Raw genomic sequence first — 18,633 nt, forward strand, 5'->3', positions numbered from 1 at the left:
CGTTCGGCGCGGTGCTTGCCCTCGATCCGCACCACCGCGCGCACCGGCCCGTCCTGCTCGACGGTCACCCGGTGCACCTCGCCGGTGTAGCGCTCGTCGGAGGCGTTCTGCCGCAGGCACACCAGCTCACCCTTGCGCGCGACGGTCCTGCCACCGCGGGAAACCTCGTCGACCAGCACCCGGCCGCTCCGGTTGAGCACGCACCGCAGCACGCCGGTGTCCACCACGATCCGGCCGGCCTGCCGCGACACCGCGACCCTCTTCTCCCCCGCCGCGGCCGGACCGGGCTCCAGGAGGTACCTCGCGGCGGCCGGCGCGTCCGCGGGCATCGCGTGGGCGGTCCACTTCAGCGAACCGTCCGGCCAGTAGCCGGTCGGCCACGTCTGCACCGGCACCGCCACGCCGTCGGAGGTGCGCAGGCCGAACGACTGGTCCACCCGCACTCGACCCTTCGGCCACGGCACTCCCCACGTGACTCCGGTCAGCGCGGCGGGAACACCGCCTTCGAGCCAGTGCAGCTCGGTCGGTTCGCCCGGCTCCGCGGCCGCCGCGGTGCCGCTGCGGGGTGCGGACATCGCGATCGGCAGCGCCGCACTGCCGGCCAGCAGGGTCCGGCGAGTGAGTGGAGACATGCTTCAACGCCCTTTCGGAGTACGGGATCGCACCTTGGAAAGCGCTTTCCGGAACGGCACGCAAGGGTTACTCTCGAATCGCGGATCGTTTTCTGTTCGTCTACATCAGACAAATCCTGCCCGTCTGGAGACAGCTGTGAGGAAACGTTTTCTGACCCTGGCCGCGCTGACCGTCCTGCCACTGCTGGGCGTGGCCGCGCCCGCCTCGGCCGGCACCCCCGAGTGCGCTCCCGCGGCCAGTGCGCCGGCGAGCGCCGCGGCCCCGGTGAAGGTGTGGCTCGCCGGTGACTCGACGATGGCCGACCCGAGGTCGAGCTGCCCGGTCGGCTGGGGCAACCAGTTCGGCGCGCTGTTCACCGGCGACGTCACCGTGGTGAACAGCGCGGTGGCCGGCCGAAGCATCCAGACCTGGCTGTACGAGTCGAACGTGCAGAGCACCAAGGACTCGGCCGGTGAGTGCGTGGTGAGCCCGAAGACCTTCCACCAGCGCTGGCAGAACATGCTCGACCCGTCCACCGGCATGAAGGCCGGCGACTACCTGATGATCCAGTTCGGCATCAACGACGGCAGCCCCGACTGCCCCCGGCACGTCGGCGGCGCCCGGTACAAGGAGCTTCTCGCGCTCATGACCAAGGCGGCCAAGGACCGCGGTGTCACGCCGATCCTGCTGACGCCCGTCTCGGCCATCAAGTGCAGCGGCAACACCGCGGTGGGCACCCGCGGTTTCCTCACCGAGACGTTCGACGCGGCCAGGGCCGCCGGGGTGTCCGTCATCGACCTGCACAAGCTGAGCTACACGCTCTACAACACGCTCAGGTTCTGCCCCAACGACGGCGACTTCACCAAGGGCCCGGTCGGCGCGTTCTTCTGCAACGACCACACGCACTTCGAGGCGGCCGGAGCCAGGCAGATCGCCGGTGTGGTGGCCAGGGCCCTGCGCGACCAACGGATTCCCCTTTCGAACTACCTCAGGTGAACACCGCAGTTCGAATTCGAATCGAATTTCCTCGATTTCCCGCACCTGTCCGGAACATTAGCGACAACGCGCGTTCCGAGAAAGAGATCGGTGACGCCGGACCAGTGGGAGGCGACCGGTCCGGCGTGACCCGTCCACTGGTCGGGCGCGGGTGCGCGGAAGTTCCCCGGCCTCACCCGGACGAGGGACGCGACACTCGGGTGCGCGACGCCGTCACGAAGTGCGGACGCCCCGTCAGCGGGTGCGGCACCACCGCGCTCTCCACGCCGAAGACCTCGGCCACCCGTTCCGGCACGAGCACGTCGGCGGGCGGGCCGGACACGACCACGCGGCCGTCGTTCACCAGGACCAGGCGATCGCAGTAGGTCGTGGCGTGGTCGAGGTCGTGCAGTGCGGCGACGGTGGTCAGTCCGAGATCGCGGACCAGGTCCAGGAGTTCGAGCTGGGCGCCGATGTCGAGGTGGTTGGTGGGCTCGTCCAGCAGGAGGACGGGTGCCTGCTGGGTCAGGGCTCTCGCGAGCAGCACCCGCTGGCGCTCGCCTCCGGACAGCGTCGCGAACACCCGGCCGGCCGCCCACTGCATGCGCACGCGGGCGAGCGCCTCGTCGGCGATGGCCCGGTCCTTGCCGGTTTCCCTGTCCAGCAGGCGTTTGTGCGGGAGGCGGCCCATCGCGACGACCTCGCGCACGGAGTAGTCGTTGTCGAGGTCGTGGTCCTGGGCGACGACGGCGGTGCGCAGACCGGCCTGGCGGGCACCGGCGCGCCAGACGTCCTGCTGTCCGATGTAGACGGTCCCGGCGCTGGGTTTGAGGGCCCGGTAGAGGCAGCGCAACAGCGTGCTCTTGCCGGATCCGTTCGGGCCGATGACACCCGTGACGCGACCGGGTTCCGCGACGAGGTCCGCCCGGTCGACGATGAGGGTGTCGTCGACGCGGACCTGGACGCCCTCGACCACCACCTTCATCGCCACACCCTCTTCCTGTTGCGCAGCAGCACCAGGAAGAAGGGTGCGCCCAGCGCGGCGGTGAAGATGCCGATGGGCATCTCGTTCGGGCGGTCGACGGTGCGGGTGACGAGGTCCACGAGCACGAGGAACACCGCCCCGGCGAGCAGGGACACCGGCAGGAGCCTGCGGTGGTCCGGTCCCACGACCAGGCGCGCGGCGTGGGGCACGATCAGGCCGACGAAGCCGATGCCGCCCGCGACGCTGACGACCGTGGCGGTCAGCAGTGACGACGCGATGAGCAGGTGGACGCGCAGCGCGTGGACGTTCACGCCGAGGCCGGCCGCGGTGTCGTCGCCGACCGACAGCGCGTTCATCGAACGGCCCTGGGTGAGCAGCCACGCGGTGGTCAGCGCGACGGCCGCCGCGGGGACGCCGAGGTCGGCCCACTTCGCGCCGGACACCGAACCCAGCAGCCAGAACATGACCCGCCGCAGTTCCGTCGGCCCGGCCTGGAGCTGGACGTAGCTGGTGGCGGCGTTGCCCAGCGCGGCGACCGCGACACCGGCCAGCACGAGGCTGCTGCCGAGCAGGCGCCCACCGCGCTGGGCCATGACGAACACGACCGCCAGGCTGATCAGCGACCCCGCGAACGCCGCTCCGGCCACACCGAGGCCCGCCAGGACGACGCCACCGGTGGTGAGCGCGACGACCGCACCCAGTGACGCCCCGGCGGAGACGCCGAAGAGGTACGGATCGGCCAAGGGGTTGCGCACCAGCGTCTGCAGGCACACCCCCGCGAGGCTGAGGCCCGCGCCCGCCACGGCGGCGAGCAGCACCCGCGGCGTGCGGAAGTCCCAGACGATCTGGTCCGTCAGCGGATCCAGGCCCGCGGTGCCGGAGGCCAGGTGCGCCAGCACGATCTCCAGCACCCGTCCCACCGGTACGTCGACCGTGCCGACGCCGATCGCGAACGCCACCGAGAACACCAACGCCACCGTGAGGCCCACCAGCAGGAGCGCGTAGCGAGGCCCGGCGACGAGGTGCGGGCTACTGCTGACCGTGCGCGGCATCGGCGATCTTCCCGACGGCGACGGCGTTGAGCGGCCCGAGGTAGCAGCTGTCGGACACCGACGTGTACGTCCTGGTCTTCGAGGCCTCCCACTGCGGGAACTTCGCGAAGAGGCCGGCGGCGAGCTGTTCGGCGTTCTCGTTCTCCTGGTACAGCCCGATCACGAGCACGTCCACCTTCGCGGCGGCGAGAGCCTCCGCGTTGATCTCGGCGAGCTGGGCGGTCGTCCTGCCCGCGAACGCGTTCACACCGCCCGCGCGCGAGACGATGTCGTCGTAGATTCCACCGGCGAAGACCGCCGGAAGACCGCTACTGTTCATCATGGCCATGCCGGGATACGCGACGAGCACGCTCTTCGGCTGCTTGCCCGCCACCCGTTGCCTGATCTGCTCGATCTTCGCACGCGACCGGTTCACGTGGTCGGCCGCGCGCTGCTGCACGTCGAAGATCTGGCCGAGCTGCAGCAGCAGCTCGAACGACGACTCGATCGACTGGCCCTTCAGGCGTTCCTGGTCCGCCGGGCTCGCGGCGGGGTCGCCGTAGGCGCAGTTGACCGGGGTGACGTAGCTGGGCACCCCGGCCTGTGCGAGCTGGTCCCTGGTGATGGACCCGATCTTGTCGTCGAAACCGCCCGCCCACGTGGAGATCACGAGGTCCGGCTTGAGCGCGAGCACCTGCTCCCTGGGCACCTCGAAGTTGTCGTTGAGCTTCAGGCCCGCGGTGGGCACGTCCCTGATCTTCGCGACCATCGACGGATCGTCGGACACGCCGTAGGACTGGCTGTTGGCCAGGATCCGGTCCTGCAGGCCGAGCGTCAGGAAGCTCTCCACCTCGGCCACGGACGTGCCGTTGAGCAACACCACCCGGCTCGGCGCCTTGTCGAACGTGAGCCTGCGACCGCAGTTCTCGATCGTGAGCGGGTACGTCGTCGGCGCGGCGGTCGCGGTCACCGAAGGTCCGGCGGACGTCGGCGTGTTCGCGGCGGAACCCGCTGTGCCGCAGGCGGTCGCCGCCACCAGGACCACGGCGAGCGCCGGCACACCCCGGGAGGACAGGTAGGTGTTCACGTCTCACTAGTCGACGCGGACGCGGAGAAGTTCCCGGTGACCCTCGTCACAGACACCTCGCGGGAACCACCGGCGGCGCACGCTCGACTCCCTTGCCATGTGGGAGAAATCCGCCGCCCTGACGATGGAAGCGCGCTCATCGCGGCCGGGACGCACCGCGGTGCTCGCTGCCGTCGGCGGGCACGTTCCGTCCATTGTGGTCACCAACGACGATCTCGCCGCGCGGCTCGACACGTCCGACGAGTGGATCACCAGCCGGACCGGCATCAGGACCCGGCACGTGGCCGAGCCGGGCAGGTCGACGTCGGACCTCGCGATCGCGGCGGGCACCGCGGCACTGCGCGCCGCCGGTCCGGACGCGTCGATCGACGCGGTGGTGCTGGCGACCTCGACGCCGGACCGGCTCGTCCCGGCCACCGCGCCCGCGGTCGCCGCGGGCCTGGGGCTCTCCGGAGTGGCCGCCTTCGACGTCGACGCGGTGTGCTCCGGTTTCGTCTACGGGCTCGCCGTGACGAACGGGCTGATCGCGGCCGGGACCGCGAGCCAGGTGCTCCTGATCGGCGCGGACACCTTCTCCAGCATCGTCGATCCTGCCGACCGCACCACCGCGCCGCTGTTCGGTGACGGTGCCGGCGCGGTCGTGCTGCGCGCGGGCGAGGCGGACGAACCCGGTGCGCTGCTCGCCGTCGAGCTCGGCAGCGACGGTGCGCTCGCCGACCTCATCACCGTGCGGGACGGCTGGTTCGCCATGCAGGGACAGGCGGTGTACCGGCAGGCCGTCACGCGCATGGCGGGCGCGGCCCGTGCCGTGCTCGCGCGCACCGGATGGCAGCCGGAGGACGTCGGCGCCTTCGTCGGCCACCAGGCGAACCTGCGCATCCTGCGGACGGTCGGCGCGGAGCTCGGCATCGCGGCGGAACGGGTACACGCCAACGTCACCGACGTCGGCAACACCGTCGCCGCGTCGATCCCGCTGGCGCTGGCCCACGCCCACGCGGCGGGCCGCCTCCGTGCGGGTGACCGCGTGCTGCTCTCGGCGTTCGGCGGCGGCACGACCTGGGGCGCCGCCACGCTCGTCTGGCCAGAACTCGGCTGAAGGGAATCCCGTGGAACAGCAACAGGTGCACGAGCTGGTCGAGGACTTCGTTCGCCGGCTGAACGACACCTCGGACACCGAGGTGCCACCCACCGCACAGCTCACCGAGCTCGGCATCGACTCGCTCAGCCTCGTCGACCTGCTCTTCACGCTGGAACGCACGTTCGCCGTGTCCATTCCGGACGACGCGCTGCCCGGCATCTCGACCGTCGCCGACCTCACCGGCTACGTCGTCACCACTTCGCGCTGAAGGAGAACTTTGATGCGGATCACCAGGCAGGACGGCATCGGCGTCATCGCCGAGAACTTCGACTCCTCCAGCGACGAGGACGTGCGCGCGCTCAAGGAGGCCGTGTACCGCGACAAGATCGTCGTGCTGAAGGACCAGGACCTCGACCCCAGGCAGTTCCTGGCGCTGGGCAGAAGACTCGGCACACCGCAGACCTACTACGAGCCGATCTACCACCACCCCGAGGTGAAGGAGGTCTTCGTCTCCTCGAACGTCAGCGACGGCGAGAAGCGCGTCGGAGTGCCCAAGACCGGCAAGTTCTGGCACTCGGACTACCAGTTCATGCCCAGACCGTTCGACATCACCCTGATCTATCCGCAGGTCGTGCCGTCGCGCAACCGCGGCACGTTCTTCATCGACCTCACCAAGGCCTACGACAACCTCAGCGAGGACCTCAAGGTCGCGGTGAAGGACACCACCGCGTGGCACAGCGTGCGCCGTTACTTCAAGATCCGGCCCAGCGACGTCTACCGGCCGCTGTCGGAGATCATCGAGGAGGTCGACGCCAAGACGCCCCCGGTGGCGCTGCCGACCGCGCATCCGCACCGGCACACCGACGAGACGATCCTCTACGTCAGCGAGGGTTTCACACTGTCCATCACGGACTCCGACGGTCGTGAACAGCCCGAGCTGCTGCGGGAGCTGCTGGCGTCGACCGGCCAGCTGGACCGGGAGTTCGAGCACCCCGCGATCCACCTGCAGACCTACGACAAGGGCGACCTGCTGGTGTGGGACAACCGCAGCCTCGTGCACCGCGCGCTGCACACCGCCACAGACGAGCCCGCGGTGTCGTACCGCGTCACGGTCTACGACGGCGCGGAGGCCTGAGTGATCGTCGCGACCGATCTGCTCACCGCCGTCCTGCGCTGTTACAAACCGCACTGCCGCTACCTGACCTCGGCCGAGGTCGCGCGAGACGGCGAAGTGGTGCGAGGCAGGGGAGTCATGCGCATCCCGGAGTCGTGCTACATCGACGACACCGGTCACCTGAACTCCGTCGAGGCCGGCATCTGCTACAACCAGCTGCTGTACCACGTGATCGCGGTCTCGGTGCGCGACGGGCTGCTGCCGGAGCTCGCCGACTGGACGCTGGACGACTTCTGGCGCAGGCAGCTGGCCGACGTCCTGATCGCCCGCTTCTCCTGCGACTTCCGGCGGCCGATCGACCCGCGCTCGTTCTGCTTCGAGCTCACGGTCGACCGTGCGACGCGCCGCACGTTGCGACCCGGCGCCGGCCCGCTGGTGTCGCTGGAGACGACCTTCCGCTGCTGGGACGACGACGGCGGTACCGCTTCGGGTGCCGTGCGGGTCGCGATCGTGGGGAGCTGAGCCATGTCCACCGAACGCATTCACCACGCCGAATTGCGCACAGTCGCGCGCATTCCGGGCTACCACGCCGAACGCACGCCCGAGGTTCCCGCCATCACCTGTGCCGGACGCACTTTGACCTACGCCGAACTGCACGCGTTGAGCAACCGCATCGGGCACGCGCTGGTCGCGGACGGCATCGGCCGCGGTGACCGGATCGCCTACCTGGGCCTGGAGTCGGTGGACTACTACGCGACGTACTTCGCCTGCGCGAAGATCGGCGCGGTGCTGGTGCCGATCAACTTCCGGCTCACCGCACCGGAGGTCGCGCACGTCCTGCGCGACTCGGGCAGCGCGCTGCTCTTCGTGGACGACGACCTGCGCCCGGTGACCGACGGGCCGCGGACGCGCGGAACCGACGGGTTCGCGGAGTGGACGCGGCCGCATTCCGCCACCGAGCTGCCGGAGGTGACCGGTCCCGAGGACGCCGTGGTGCAGCTGTACACCAGCGGCACCACCGGGTTGCCCAAGGGAGTCGTGCTGGCCCAGCGCAGCTTCTTCGCGATCCGGGACTCGCTCGCCGAGGCGGGCCTGGACTGGATCGACTGGCGTCCAGGGGATCGCAGCCTGATCGGCATCCCCGGCTTCCACGTCGGCGGCATCTGGTGGGCCACCCAAGGGTTCTCGGCCGGTGTCACGAACGTCGCGATGCCCCGGTTCGACAGCGCGACCGCACTGCGGCTGATCCGCGAGGGCGTCACGACCGCGTGCGTGGTGCCGTCGATGCTGCGGCTGCTGCTCGCCGAGCCGGAAGCCGGCAAGGAGGCGTTCGCGTCCCTGCGCAAGGTCGTCTACGGCGGCTCCCCGATCGCGGAAGCCCTGTTGCAGGACGCACTTCCGGTGTTCGACTGCGACTTCGCGCAGATCTACGGCCTGACCGAGACCGGCAACACCGCCGTCTGCCTGCCGCCCGCCGACCACGTGGTCGGCAGTCCCCGGTTGCGCGCCGCCGGAAAGCCCTACCCCGCGGTCGAGGTCAAGATCATCGGTGAGGACGGCACCGCGCTGCCACCCGGCGAGATCGGTGAGGTGTGCCTGCGCACGCCCGCCTGCATGATCGAGTACTGGGGCCTGCCGGAAGCCACCGCGGCCACGCTCGTCGACGGGTGGGTCCACACCGGTGACGCGGGCCGGCTCGACGAGGACGGGTACGTCTTCATCAGCGACCGGCTCAAGGACATGATCATCGTCGGCGGGGAGAACATCTACCCCGCCGAGATCGAGAACGTGCTGGCGAAGCATCCCGCGGTGGCCGACGTCGCGGTGATCGGTGTGCCGGACGACAGGTTCGGCGAGGCGGTGCACGCGTTCGTCGCCGTGCGGCCGGACGAGGAGGTCCGCCCGCGGGAGCTGTTCGTGTTCAGCCGGGAACGGCTCGCGAGCTTCAAGATCCCGTCGAGGTTCGAGTTCGTCGACCGCGTGCCGCGCAACCCGAGCGGCAAGATCCTGCGCCGCGAGCTGCGCGAGAAGTTCTGGTCCGGCCGCGACCGCCAGGTCAACTGACTTCCCCCGGAGGAACCCCGATGCTCACGCTCGACACCGTGCGCACTCAGCTCGCCGAACGACTTTTCCTGGAGCCCGCCGAGCTCTCCGACGACACCGACCTGTTCGCCGAGGGCCTCGACTCCGTCACCATCGTCGACCTGCTGGAGGAATGGCGTGGCAGCGGTGCCCAGGTCAGCTTCGCCGACCTCGCCGAACGCCCGACGCTGCGCGCGTGGTGGGACCTGCTCGCCAGAACAGCCGGCCATGCCTGACCTCGCGCTCACCACCGCGCAGTACGGCATCTGGGTCGGCCAGCAGCTCGATCCCTCCTCCCCCGCCTACAACACGGCCGAGTACGCCGACATCGACGGCCCGCTGGACGTCGGCGTGCTGGTGCGGGCGATCCGGCACGCGGTGGCGGAGACCGAGGCGCTGTCGGTCCGGTTCGCCGAACACGAGGACGGACCTCGGCAGATCGTCGACCCGCCGGTGTGGGACGTGCGGATCGTGGACGTGAGCGGTGACCCCGATCCCCTGGCGGCGGCGGAATCGTGGATGGCGCAGGACGTCGCCACCTCGGTCGACCTCGCCTGCGACGCGTTGTTCGCGCACACGATCTTCCGGCTCGGCCCCGACCGCCACCTGTGGTACCACCGGGTGCACCACGTCCTGCTCGACGGCTACGGGTTGTCCCTCGTGGCACGCCGGGTCGCCGAGGTCTACACGGCGCTGGTGCGCGGGTGCGAGGTCGGCGAGCACGGGTTCGGCACGCTGCGGTCGGTGCTGGAGGCCGAGGCCGCCTACCTCGCCTCGCCGGAGCACCTGCGCGACGCCGAGTTCTGGACGGCCTATCACGAGGACCGGCCCGCACCCGCCACCCTGGCCGGACGTTCCGCGACACTGCCCCGGCACGTCGTCCGCGCCTGGGCAGAATGCTCCACAGTGGACGAACTGCGCTCCGCGGGCGGCAGGTGGACCGACGTGCTGATCGCCGGGCTCTCCGCGTACGTGCACCGGATGACGGGAGCCGAACAGGTCTCGCTCGCGGTCCCGGTCATGCTGCGCACCGGTTCGGCGGCGTTGCGCGTGCCGTGCATGGTGCTCAACGTCGTCCAGCTCTACACCGACTTCCGCGACCGGCCGTCGCTCGCCGACCTGACCGGGCAGGTGGCCCACCACCTGCGCCGCAGCCGGCGCCACCACCGCTACCGCTACGAACAGCTGCGCCGCGACCTCGGCCTGCTCAACAGCGACCGGAAGCTGTTCGGACCGTCCGCGAACATCATGCCGTTCGACTACGCCCTGAAGTTCGGCGAGACGTCCGCGGTGATGCGCAACGTGTCCGCCGGTCTCGTCGAGGACCTCGCGTTCAACGTCTACCACCGCGCCGACGGCACCGGTCTCGCCATCGCGCTGGACGGCAACCCGAACCTCTACACCGCCGACGAGCTCGCCACCCACGCCGAACGGCTGCCCGTGTTCCTGCGCCGGCTGCTGGCCGAGCCGGCCACCCCGGTGGCCGAGGCGGACCTGCTCCTCGACCGCGAACGGGTGCTCGGGTGCGAGGTGATCCGCGACTGGCCGGACGGCACCATCACCGATCTGCTGGCGGACCGGGTGTCCGCCACCCCGGAACGCACGGCGCTCGTCGCGACCGGCGAGGACGGCCGGCAGGTGCGGTTGACGTTCGCCGAGCTGGACTCGCTCGTGAACCGGCTGGCGCATCGGCTGCGGGATGCGGGAGCACGGCCGGGCACGACCGTTCTGCACCTGCTGCCCCGCACCGCCGACGCGGTCGTCGCGGTGTTCGCGGTGCTGCGCACGGGTGCGGCGTACGTGCCGGCCGATCCCGACCATCCGCCGCGCCGGCTGGCGTTCCTCCTCGACGACGCGCAACCGGAGCTCGTCGTCACCACCCGCGACCTGGCGTCCCGGTTGCCGTCCGGCACACCCGCGATCATGGTCGACGCGCGGGACGATCCGCCGGCAGCCGGCGTGATCGCAGCCAACGCACCAGACCAACCGTTGTGCCTCATCTACACCTCGGGGTCCACCGGCGAACCCAAGGCCGCCGTGATCACCCACCACGCCATGGTGAACCTCTACCACCACCACCGCACCGAGATGATCGAGCCCGCCGAACGCGAGCGCGGCGTGATCCGGGCCGCGCTCACGGCGTCGCTGTCGTTCGACACGTCCTGGGAAGGCCTGCTGTGGCTGCTGGCCGGCCACGAGCTGCACTTCGTGTCCGACGACGTGCGCCGCGATCCCGCCGAGCTGCTGCGCTACGTCGACGCGGAACGCGTGGGGTTCCTCGACATCACGCCGACGTACGCCGAAGAACTGCTGACCGCGGGCCTGCTCGCGCCGGGACGGCACCGGCCCGCCGTCATCGCGCTGGGCGGTGAGGCGACCGGCCAGGCGTTGTGGTCGGCGCTGCGCGAGGCCGACGGCGTCACCGCCTACAACCTCTACGGCCCAACGGAATGCACCGTCGACACCGTGTGGGCGCGGCTGGCCGACAGTCCAACGCCGGTCATCGGCCGTCCGGTGGCCAACACCCGTTGCCACGTGCTGGACCGCGAGCTCCGGCCCGTGCCGCCCGGCGTCGTGGGAGAGCTGTGCCTCGGTGGCACGCCGCTCGCGCTCGGCTATCACCGGCGGCCCGAGCTGACCGCGCGGAAGTTCGTCCGCGGACCGTCCGGTGAGCGGCTGTACCGCACCGGCGACCTCGCCCGGTGGCGATCTGACGGGCTGCTGGAGTACCTGGGGCGCAACGACGACCAGGTCAAGATCCGGGGCTTCCGGATCGAGCCGGGTGAGGTCGAGGCCGCGCTCGCCGCCCATCCGGACGTCGCGCAGGTCGCCGTGGTGCCGCGCGACGGCCGGCTGGTGGCCTACGTCGTTCCGCGAAAACGCGCTCCGGAACCGTCTGCCCTCCGCGCGCACGTGGCTGCTCTGCTGCCGGATCACCTCGTGCCGCCCGTCTACGTCGTGCTGGAACGGCTTCCACGCACGGTCAACGGCAAGCTGGACCGGGCGGCGTTGCCGGAACCGGCCGTGACGGTCAGCGAACGACAGCCCACGAGCGAGAAGGAACGGGCGTTGTGCGCGTTGTTCGCGGAGACGCTGGGCGTGCCGGAGATCGGTGCCGACGACGACTTCTTCGCACTGGGCGGGCATTCGCTGCTCGTGGCGAAGCTGCTCGGCCGGGTGCGGGCGGAGTTCGGCGTCCGGCTCGGCATCCGCGACGTGTTCGAGGCTCCGACCGTCGCCGCGCTCGCCCTCAGGCTGGACGCGGTCGCACCCCTCGGCACGGCTCCTCTGTCCGATGTGGACCTGTCGGCCGAAGTCGTGCTCGACGACACGATCACCGCGACCGGACTGCCACCGGTCACCGGCCGGGCCGGCAACGTGCTGCTCACCGGCGCGACCGGGTTCCTCGGCGCTTTCCTGCTGCGGGAACTGCTCGACCGCACGTCCGCGCGAGTGCACTGCCTGGTGCGCGGGCAGGACGCACCGGCCCGGCTGCGGACGTCGTTGCGGCGCTTCGGGTTGTCTGAGGACGGACTGCATCGCGTCGTCGTGGTGGCCGGAGACCTGGAACAGCCTTCGTTCGGGTTGAGCGAGGACGCGTTCCGGCGGCTCGCGGCCGAGGTCGACGTGGTGCTGCACAACGGCGCCAGGGTGAACCACCTCGACTCGTACCGGCGGCTGCGGGCGGCGAACGTGACGGGGACGGCAGAGGTGTTGCGGCTCGCGACCACCCACCGGCTCAAGGCCGTGCACTTCGTGTCCTCCTGCGACACCGCGATCGCGACCGACGGCAACCCTCCGGTCGTGCGGGAGACCCGGCGGGCCAGGCCTGACTCGTTGCTGCCCAACGGTTACGTCGCGAGCAAGTGGGTCGCGGAAGGCCTGGTGCTGCTGGCGGGTGAACGAGGGGTGCCGGTCGCCGTGCACCGGCCGAGCCGCATCGGCGGGCACAGCCGGACAGGTGCCGCGAGCACCGACGACGCGCTGTGGAACCTCGTGCGCGGCATGCTCGTCGTCGGCGCGGCACCTGATCCGGCCGGTCACGCCGATGTCGTCCCGGCGGACCGGGTCGCCGCCGCGGTGGTGCACCTGCTCGTCCACGGCGGGACCGGAGCGACCTATCACCTGACCAGTCCGCGGCCGCTCGCCGTCGACGAGGTGCTCGACAAGCTCCGCGACCGCGGCTACGACCTCACCAGGCTGCCCGCGGCCGAGTGGCGCGACCTGCTGACCGAGGCCGCCGACGCGGGCGACCACCGTCTCGCCGTCGCCGTGGCGCACGCACCCGCGCTGGGCGGCGCCACCGCACCGGTCGTCTTCGGCCGGGACGCCCTGACGGACGCGGGCCTCGACCTGCCCGCGGTGGACGGCCCGCTGCTCGACCGCCACCTCGACCACTTCATCGCCACCGGTTTCTTCCCCGCACCGCAACGAGGACAGCCATGACCACGACCACCGAGCACGTCAGCGCGAGGGCCTGGCTCGGCCTGGCGGCGATCCTGGCCGCCACCTTCATGGGCCAGGTCGACGGCTTCATCGTCACCGTCGCCGCGCCGTCGGTCCAGCGCGACCTCCCCGCGTCGTTCGGCCAGATCCAGCTCGTCGGCGCGGCCTACGTGCTCGCGTGCGCCGCCGGGCTGGTCACCGGCGGCAGGCTCGGCGACCGCTGGGGCCGCCGCAGGACGTTCCTGGCGGGCGTCGCCGTGTTCACCGTCGCCTCGCTGCTGTGCGGCCTGGCACCGGGCCCCGAGGCGCTCATCGTCGCGCGGTGCGTGCAGGGCCTGGCCGCGGCGGCGCTCGTGCCGCAGGAACTGGCCCTGATCCACGCCATGTTCCCGGGAAGGACCCAGCGCGCCCGCGCGATCGGCTGGTACGGCGTCGTCCTGGGGCTCGGGGTCATCGCCGGGCTCGGTGGCGGAGGCCTGCTCGTGCACTGGAACCCGGCGGACCTGGGCTGGCGCGCGGTGTTCCTGGTCAACGTGCCGGTCGGCCTGCTGATCCTGCTGCTCGGCCGGGCCGCCGTCGACGAGAGCAGGCCGGGTGAACGGCCGGGCGTCGACCTCGCCGGTGCGGCGCTGACCGCGATCGCGTTGCCCTCGCTGCTGGTTCCGCTCGTGCTCGGCGGCGAGCCGGGGGCTTCCGGTCTGCTGTGGACACTGCCGTTCGTCGCGCTGGCCGCGGGCATCGTTCTGGTGCGGCAGCAGCGAAAGCTCGCCGCGTCCGGCGGTGCGCCGCTGTTCCCGCCGCGCGTGCTCGCCGCACCCGGCCTGCGCACGCGCCTCGCCGCCATCACGGCGTTCTTCGCGGGCAACTCGGGACTGTTCCTCGTGTTCACCTACTACGTGCAGACCGGCCTGGGCCGGGACCCGTTGACGGCCGGTCTGATGTTCGTGCCGCTGGGCGCCGCGTTCGCGCTCGGCTCCGCCTGGAGCGCACGCCTGTCCGCGCGCCTCGGCGACCGGCTGCCGGTGCTCGGCTGCTGCCTGCTCGCGCTGGCGTTGCTCGGCCATCTCGCGGCCGTGCGCGCACCGGTCGACGCTCAGGACCTCCTGCTCGCGCTCGCGATCGGTGCCGTCGGGCTGGCCCAGGGTGTCGTCGTGGCACCGGTCGTCACCGGGATCTTCGCGCGGGTCGGCACGGACGACGCCGGCGCGACCTCAGGTGTCGCGTCGACCGTCACGCAACTGGCCCTGGCGACCGGTTATTCCGTCATCGGCGCCGGCTACCGGATGTCGCTGGGTGCCGCACCCGGTGCGCCGGCGGTGCCGTTGAGCGACCACGTGCACGCCTATTCGGTGAGCATCGTCGTGCTGGCGGCGCTGGCGCTGGTGACCGGCGCGTTGTGCGCGCGCAGCAGTCCATTGTGAACTGTCAGACGACTTCGAGGCCCTCTCGCCCCTGGCCGCCGATCAGATCCTCCCGCGCCCTGGCGACGCGCGACCGGACCGTCCCGATCGGACAGCCGGCCACCTCGGCGGCCTCGGCGTAGGACAGGCCGAGCACCTGGGTGAGCAGCAGCGCCTCCCGGCGTTCCGGCGCGAGACCGGCGAGCATGACGTTGAGCTCGACGACGTCCTCGAACCCGGCCGACCGGGTGTGCTCCGCGTACCGGTCGGCGTCGGAGACCAGCAGGTAGTCCGCGGACCAGGCGATCGACGGCCGGGCGAGGGCGGCCCGGATGTGGTCGACGACCGTGCGGCGGGCGATCGAGAGCAGCCAGGTGCGCGCCGACGAGCGGCCCTCGAAGCCGGGCAGGCTGCGCAGCGCGCGCAGGTAGACCTCCTGGGTGAGGTCGTCCGCGACACCGATCCCGCCGAGGTGGGCGACCAGCCGCCAGACGTCGCGCTGCGTCGAGCGGATGAACCGCTCCAGCGCATCACGATCACCCGCGCCGGCGGCCAGCGCGAGCGCTGTCACCGCCTCGTCGTCACCCCTCGAAGTCGACACGATCGGGGAGCGTACCCACACCCCGAGATCGCTGGGAACCGCGGACGCCGGTTATCCGACAATATCGGCGTGGAGTGCTACATCTGTCGTGAAGCCCTGTCCGCGAGGCTCGACGGGGAAGCGGAAGGCGTGCCCGCCGACCAGGTCGACGCGCACCTCGAGAGCTGTGCGTCCTGCCGGAAGTGGCACGACAACGCCGCCGCGCTCACCCGCACCCTCCGCGTACGACCGGCCACACCGGTCCCCGACCTGACCGCGTCGATCCTCGGCTCGGCTCCCCCGGTCACCCCGCCGGTGCCACGCGGCTGGCTTCCCCGCGGCCTGCTGGTCGGCGTCGCGGTCGCCCAGCTCACCCTCGGCGTGGCCCAGGTGCTGGGCGTCGGCACGTCCGCGCACAGCGGCCACACCGCCGGCGTCGACAGCAGCCACCTGTTCAACGAGAGCACGGCGTGGAACCTCGCTCTCGGTCTCGGCCTGCTCTGGACCGCGCTGCGTCCGGCCGCCACCTCCGGCACGCTGCCCGTCACGGCCGCGTTCGTCGCCGTCCTCATCCCCTACTCGGCCAGCGATCTGCTCAGCGGCACGGCGACCGCGACCCGCGTGCTGTCCCACTCGTTGCTGCTCATCGGCCTGGTGCTGCTCGTCCTCGTGCACTTCACCCAGCCACGCCCCGGCGGCGGGCGCACGCCGCTCGCGCACGGCGACACCGACTCGTCCGTCGACACCTCGCACTCGCCACATCGCACTCCACAGGTCCGGACGCGGCGCCGGATCCGCCTGCGTCCGGTGAGCAGGCGGCACGCGGCCTGAGGCCGGCCCTGGCGTGGCGGCGCCAGGGCCGGGGCCTTCAGCTGACGGCGCAAGCGCTTCCGTTGAGGGTGAAGGAGACCGGCGCCGGGTTCGATCCGGTGTAGGTGCCGTTGAACCCGATGCTCGCCGACGCGTTCGGCGCCAGCGTGCCGTTCCAGGCCAGGTTGGTCGCCGTGACGGTGCCGCCGGACTGGGTGATCGTGGCGCCCCAGCCGGGCGGCGTGACCTGCTGGCCGTTCGCGTAGCCGAACGCCAGCGTCCAGCCGTTGATCGTGGCAGTACCGGTGTTGGTGATGGAGATGCTGGCCGTGAAACCGTTGCCACCGCCCCAGTTCGGGGCCGAGTAGCCGACCTTGCAGGTCCCCGTGCCGCCACCGGCGCCGGTCGTCACGGACGTGATCGCGGAGCTCGCCGAGACGTTGCCGGCCGCGTCCCTGGCCCGCACCTGGTAGCGGTACGTGGTCGACGGGGTCAGCCCGGTGTCGGCGTAGGTGGTGCTCGCCGCCGAGCCGGCGAGGGCGAACGAACCGCTGCCGAGAGCGCGGTAGACGTCGTACCCGGTGACGCCGACGTTGTCCGTCGAGGCCGCCCAGGTCAGGGTGAGGCCGGTGGCCGTCACGGCGGAGGCGGCCGGAGTGCCCGGTGTGGACGGTGGCTGGGTGTCGGCCGGACCGCCACCGCCGAAGATCGTGGCCTCCTTCGACGTCTGCCGGACTCCGTTGGCACCGTTGAGGAAGCGCTCGCCCCACGGGGTGAGGCTCGCCGGGTTGAAGGAGTTCGTCATGTCGAGGTAGGCGACATCGCTGCTGTTGCCGCTCCACGACCAGCCGAGGTAACCGAGGCCGCGGGCCTGGGCCTGCGCCATGATCGTGTCCTCGTCCGGGTCACCGTCGGTGTGCCGGTTCCCGAACTCGCCCACCACCAGCGGCAGACCGGCGGTCCGGAACGCGTCGAAGTACGCGTTGATCTCGGCCGCGGTGTCGTAGACGCCGTACATGTGGATGGAGAACACGGTGTTGTGCAACGGATCGGCGTTGAACACCGAGGCCGCGTTGTCGCGCATGACGTTGCCCCAGTCCTGGCCCCACATCGGCGCGTCCGCCATGATCAGGTGCTGCAGCCCGGCACCGCGCAGCCGGCTGATCGCACCGCTGGTCGCGGTGGCCCACGTCGCACTGACCTGGGCGTTGTTGCCGAACGGCTCGTTGCCGAGGTTGATGACGACGTAGTCCTCCTGACCCTTGAGCGCACTGGCCACGCCGATCCAGTAGGTCGCGGCCTGGTCCAGGGTCGCGGCGCCGCTCTGCTCGCCGTAACCGGTGGTGTCGTGGACCTCCAGCACGCAGATCATCTTGTTCTGCTTGCACAGCGAGATGACGTTCGACACCTCCGCGGCCGGGGTCGGGCCCCAGCGCTGGCCGCTGCCCAGCACGACGCGGACCGTGTTGGTGCCGAAGGACTTGATGTCCGCGAACGCCCTGGTCTGCGTCGGGTACCAGACGTGCGCGTGGTTCACGCCGCGCATCACGAACGGCGTGCCGTCGCGTTCGACGACGCGCGTGCCGTCGACGTGGAGACCCACCGCCGCCGGGGGCTGGGCGCCCAGCGCCGCCACGACCGCCGGGTACCAGCGGCTCTCCATCTTCTGGATGCCGGTGGTGCTGTTGGGGTGCACGCCGTCGGTGGTGTCCGCGGCGGTGCTGAACCCGGTCCACTGGTCGACGACCGTGATCGGTGAGGCCGTGGTGGTGTTCGCCTTCGCCCAGGCCGGAATCGCGTTGTTCAGGTCGACGACCCGCTGCCCGCAGGCGGTGCAGTTGGCCGGGTTCATCGGGATGATCTGGGCCACGACCAGCTTGACCGCCGGGTTGCTCGCCCGCATCTGGCCGAGCATCGTGGTGTAGGCGTTCAGGATCGTGGCGGCGGGGACGTTGTTCCAGACGTCGTTGGTGCCCAGGTGCATCAGCACGACGTCCGGGCGCGCCGTCGCCAGCCAGCCGGGCAGCTGGTTGTCCCGCACGATGTTCGTGGCGAGGATCCCGCCGTGCCCCTCGTTGTCGCCGTCGTAGGTGAACCCGCAGCCCGGCGCCGGGAGCGAGCCGACGAAGTCGACGCCGGTGTACCCGGTGTCCTGCAGGTGTTTCCACAGCAACGCGCGCCAGCAGCCGGGTGAGCCGGTGATCGAGTCGCCGAGCGCCATGATCCGCGTGGGCGCCGCGGCGCCGGTACTGGCACCGGCCGGGATCGGAGCGATGACGGCGCAGGCCGCGAGGAGCAGCCCGGCCACCACCGTCCGGAGAAGTCTCCAGGTCACAACGACCTCCTGAGGATGTCCGACGGGGAACCCCGACTTCTGGGAGCGTTCCCAGAAATCGGACTGTAGCCACGTCGGCCTTCGCGGCCACACCGCCG

The 18,633-nt window shown here is 71.1% G+C and carries 16 protein-coding genes; 10 read left to right on the plus strand and 6 right to left on the minus strand.

All coding sequences use genetic code 11. The annotated features are described in order from the left end of the window. The coding region (locus ACWEIJ_RS45325; RefSeq protein ID WP_449843497.1) for an RIFT barrel domain-containing protein at positions 1-632 on the minus strand (632 nt) is incomplete at its 3' end. A gap of 136 nt (positions 633-768) precedes the next feature. On the opposite strand from ACWEIJ_RS45325, the gene ACWEIJ_RS45330 reads away from it, so the two are divergent. Further along, positions 769-1,608 carry an SGNH/GDSL hydrolase family protein gene (locus ACWEIJ_RS45330; RefSeq protein ID WP_449843498.1) on the plus strand — a complete coding sequence of 280 codons (840 nt, stop codon included), beginning with the start codon at positions 769-771 and terminating at the stop codon, positions 1,606-1,608. A 172-nt stretch (positions 1,609-1,780) separates the two neighbouring features. On the opposite strand, the gene ACWEIJ_RS45335 is transcribed toward ACWEIJ_RS45330, so the two are convergent. The 3 genes from ACWEIJ_RS45335 to ACWEIJ_RS45345 are packed head-to-tail and all read right to left on the minus strand — an operon-like array spanning position 1,781 to position 4,690. Further along, a complete protein-coding gene (locus tag ACWEIJ_RS45335; protein WP_449843499.1) occupies positions 1,781-2,572 on the minus strand; it encodes an ABC transporter ATP-binding protein in 792 nt (263 codons plus the stop codon). Continuing rightward, entirely contained in the window at positions 2,569-3,624 is a 1,056-nt protein-coding gene (locus ACWEIJ_RS45340) for a FecCD family ABC transporter permease (RefSeq protein WP_449843500.1), read from the minus strand. Before ACWEIJ_RS45340 ends, ACWEIJ_RS45335 begins: the two co-directional genes overlap by 4 nt. Further along, positions 3,602-4,690 (minus strand): ABC transporter substrate-binding protein, encoded by a 1,089-nt coding sequence (locus ACWEIJ_RS45345; protein WP_449843501.1) that lies wholly within the window; start codon positions 4,688-4,690, stop codon positions 3,602-3,604. The genes ACWEIJ_RS45340 and ACWEIJ_RS45345 overlap by 23 nt, the downstream gene beginning before the upstream one ends. A gap of 97 nt (positions 4,691-4,787) precedes the next feature. Between ACWEIJ_RS45345 and ACWEIJ_RS45350 the strand changes: the two genes are divergently transcribed. The 8 genes from ACWEIJ_RS45350 to ACWEIJ_RS45385 are packed head-to-tail and all read left to right on the plus strand — an operon-like array spanning position 4,788 to position 14,831. Next, complete coding sequence (locus ACWEIJ_RS45350) at positions 4,788-5,786, plus strand: beta-ketoacyl-ACP synthase 3 (RefSeq protein WP_449843502.1); 999 nt, start codon at positions 4,788-4,790, stop codon at positions 5,784-5,786. 10 nt (positions 5,787-5,796) lie between these two features. Further along, on the plus strand, positions 5,797-6,036 hold the full coding sequence (locus ACWEIJ_RS45355; RefSeq protein ID WP_449843503.1) for an acyl carrier protein: 240 nt from the start codon (positions 5,797-5,799) through the stop codon (positions 6,034-6,036). A gap of 12 nt (positions 6,037-6,048) precedes the next feature. Beyond that, positions 6,049-6,903: a (3R)-3-[(carboxymethyl)amino]fatty acid oxygenase/decarboxylase gene (gene scoE / locus ACWEIJ_RS45360; protein WP_449843504.1), complete on the plus strand. Its 855-nt coding sequence runs from the start codon at positions 6,049-6,051 to the stop codon at positions 6,901-6,903. Further along, positions 6,904-7,404, plus strand: a complete 501-nt coding sequence (locus tag ACWEIJ_RS45365) for an FcoT family thioesterase (RefSeq protein ID WP_449843505.1) — start codon at positions 6,904-6,906, stop codon at positions 7,402-7,404. It abuts the gene before it with no gap. A gap of 3 nt (positions 7,405-7,407) precedes the next feature. Beyond that, a complete protein-coding gene (locus ACWEIJ_RS45370; protein WP_449843506.1) occupies positions 7,408-8,946 on the plus strand; it encodes a long-chain-fatty-acid--CoA ligase in 1,539 nt (512 codons plus the stop codon). Positions 8,947-8,966: 20 nt separating this feature from the next. Beyond that, the gene (locus tag ACWEIJ_RS45375) at positions 8,967-9,200 is read left to right on the plus strand and encodes a phosphopantetheine-binding protein (protein ID WP_449843507.1); all 234 of its coding nucleotides are present in this window, start codon (positions 8,967-8,969) and stop codon (positions 9,198-9,200) included. Beyond that, on the plus strand, positions 9,193-13,410 hold the full coding sequence (locus tag ACWEIJ_RS45380) for an amino acid adenylation domain-containing protein (RefSeq protein ID WP_449843508.1): 4,218 nt from the start codon (positions 9,193-9,195) through the stop codon (positions 13,408-13,410). Before ACWEIJ_RS45375 ends, ACWEIJ_RS45380 begins: the two co-directional genes overlap by 8 nt. Next, on the plus strand, positions 13,407-14,831 hold the full coding sequence (locus tag ACWEIJ_RS45385) for an MFS transporter (protein ID WP_449843509.1): 1,425 nt from the start codon (positions 13,407-13,409) through the stop codon (positions 14,829-14,831). The genes ACWEIJ_RS45380 and ACWEIJ_RS45385 overlap by 4 nt, the downstream gene beginning before the upstream one ends. 4 nt (positions 14,832-14,835) lie before the next feature. On the opposite strand, the gene sigC is transcribed toward ACWEIJ_RS45385, so the two are convergent. Beyond that, positions 14,836-15,414, minus strand: a complete 579-nt coding sequence (gene sigC, locus ACWEIJ_RS45390; RefSeq protein ID WP_449843518.1) for an RNA polymerase sigma factor SigC — start codon at positions 15,412-15,414, stop codon at positions 14,836-14,838. Between the two features lie 66 nt (positions 15,415-15,480). Between sigC and ACWEIJ_RS45395 the strand changes: the two genes are divergently transcribed. Further along, positions 15,481-16,221: a zf-HC2 domain-containing protein gene (locus ACWEIJ_RS45395; RefSeq protein ID WP_449843510.1), complete on the plus strand. Its 741-nt coding sequence runs from the start codon at positions 15,481-15,483 to the stop codon at positions 16,219-16,221. Positions 16,222-16,258: 37 nt separating this feature from the next. On the opposite strand, the gene ACWEIJ_RS45400 is transcribed toward ACWEIJ_RS45395, so the two are convergent. Next, the gene (locus ACWEIJ_RS45400; RefSeq protein ID WP_449843511.1) at positions 16,259-18,535 is read right to left on the minus strand and encodes a cellulase family glycosylhydrolase; all 2,277 of its coding nucleotides are present in this window, start codon (positions 18,533-18,535) and stop codon (positions 16,259-16,261) included. Positions 18,536-18,633: the final 98 nt, after the last annotated feature.

This window comes from Lentzea sp. NPDC004789, from assembly GCF_053601075.1.

Bases quoted from the DNA above. Each gene is read 5' to 3' on its own strand.
- ACWEIJ_RS45335 (WP_449843499.1), bottom strand. From the start codon at position 2,572: ATGAAGGTGGTGGTCGAGGGCGTCCAGGTCCGCGTCGACGACACCCTC.
- ACWEIJ_RS45340 (WP_449843500.1), bottom strand. From the start codon at position 3,624: ATGCCGCGCACGGTCAGCAGTAGCCCGCACCTCGTCGCCGGGCCTCGC.
- ACWEIJ_RS45350 (WP_449843502.1), top strand. From the start codon at position 4,788: ATGTGGGAGAAATCCGCCGCCCTGACGATGGAAGCGCGCTCATCGCGG.
- scoE (WP_449843504.1), top strand. From the start codon at position 6,049: ATGCGGATCACCAGGCAGGACGGCATCGGCGTCATCGCCGAGAACTTC.
- ACWEIJ_RS45370 (WP_449843506.1), top strand. From the start codon at position 7,408: ATGTCCACCGAACGCATTCACCACGCCGAATTGCGCACAGTCGCGCGC.
- ACWEIJ_RS45375 (WP_449843507.1), top strand. From the start codon at position 8,967: ATGCTCACGCTCGACACCGTGCGCACTCAGCTCGCCGAACGACTTTTC.
- ACWEIJ_RS45380 (WP_449843508.1), top strand. From the start codon at position 9,193: ATGCCTGACCTCGCGCTCACCACCGCGCAGTACGGCATCTGGGTCGGC.
- ACWEIJ_RS45385 (WP_449843509.1), top strand. From the start codon at position 13,407: ATGACCACGACCACCGAGCACGTCAGCGCGAGGGCCTGGCTCGGCCTG.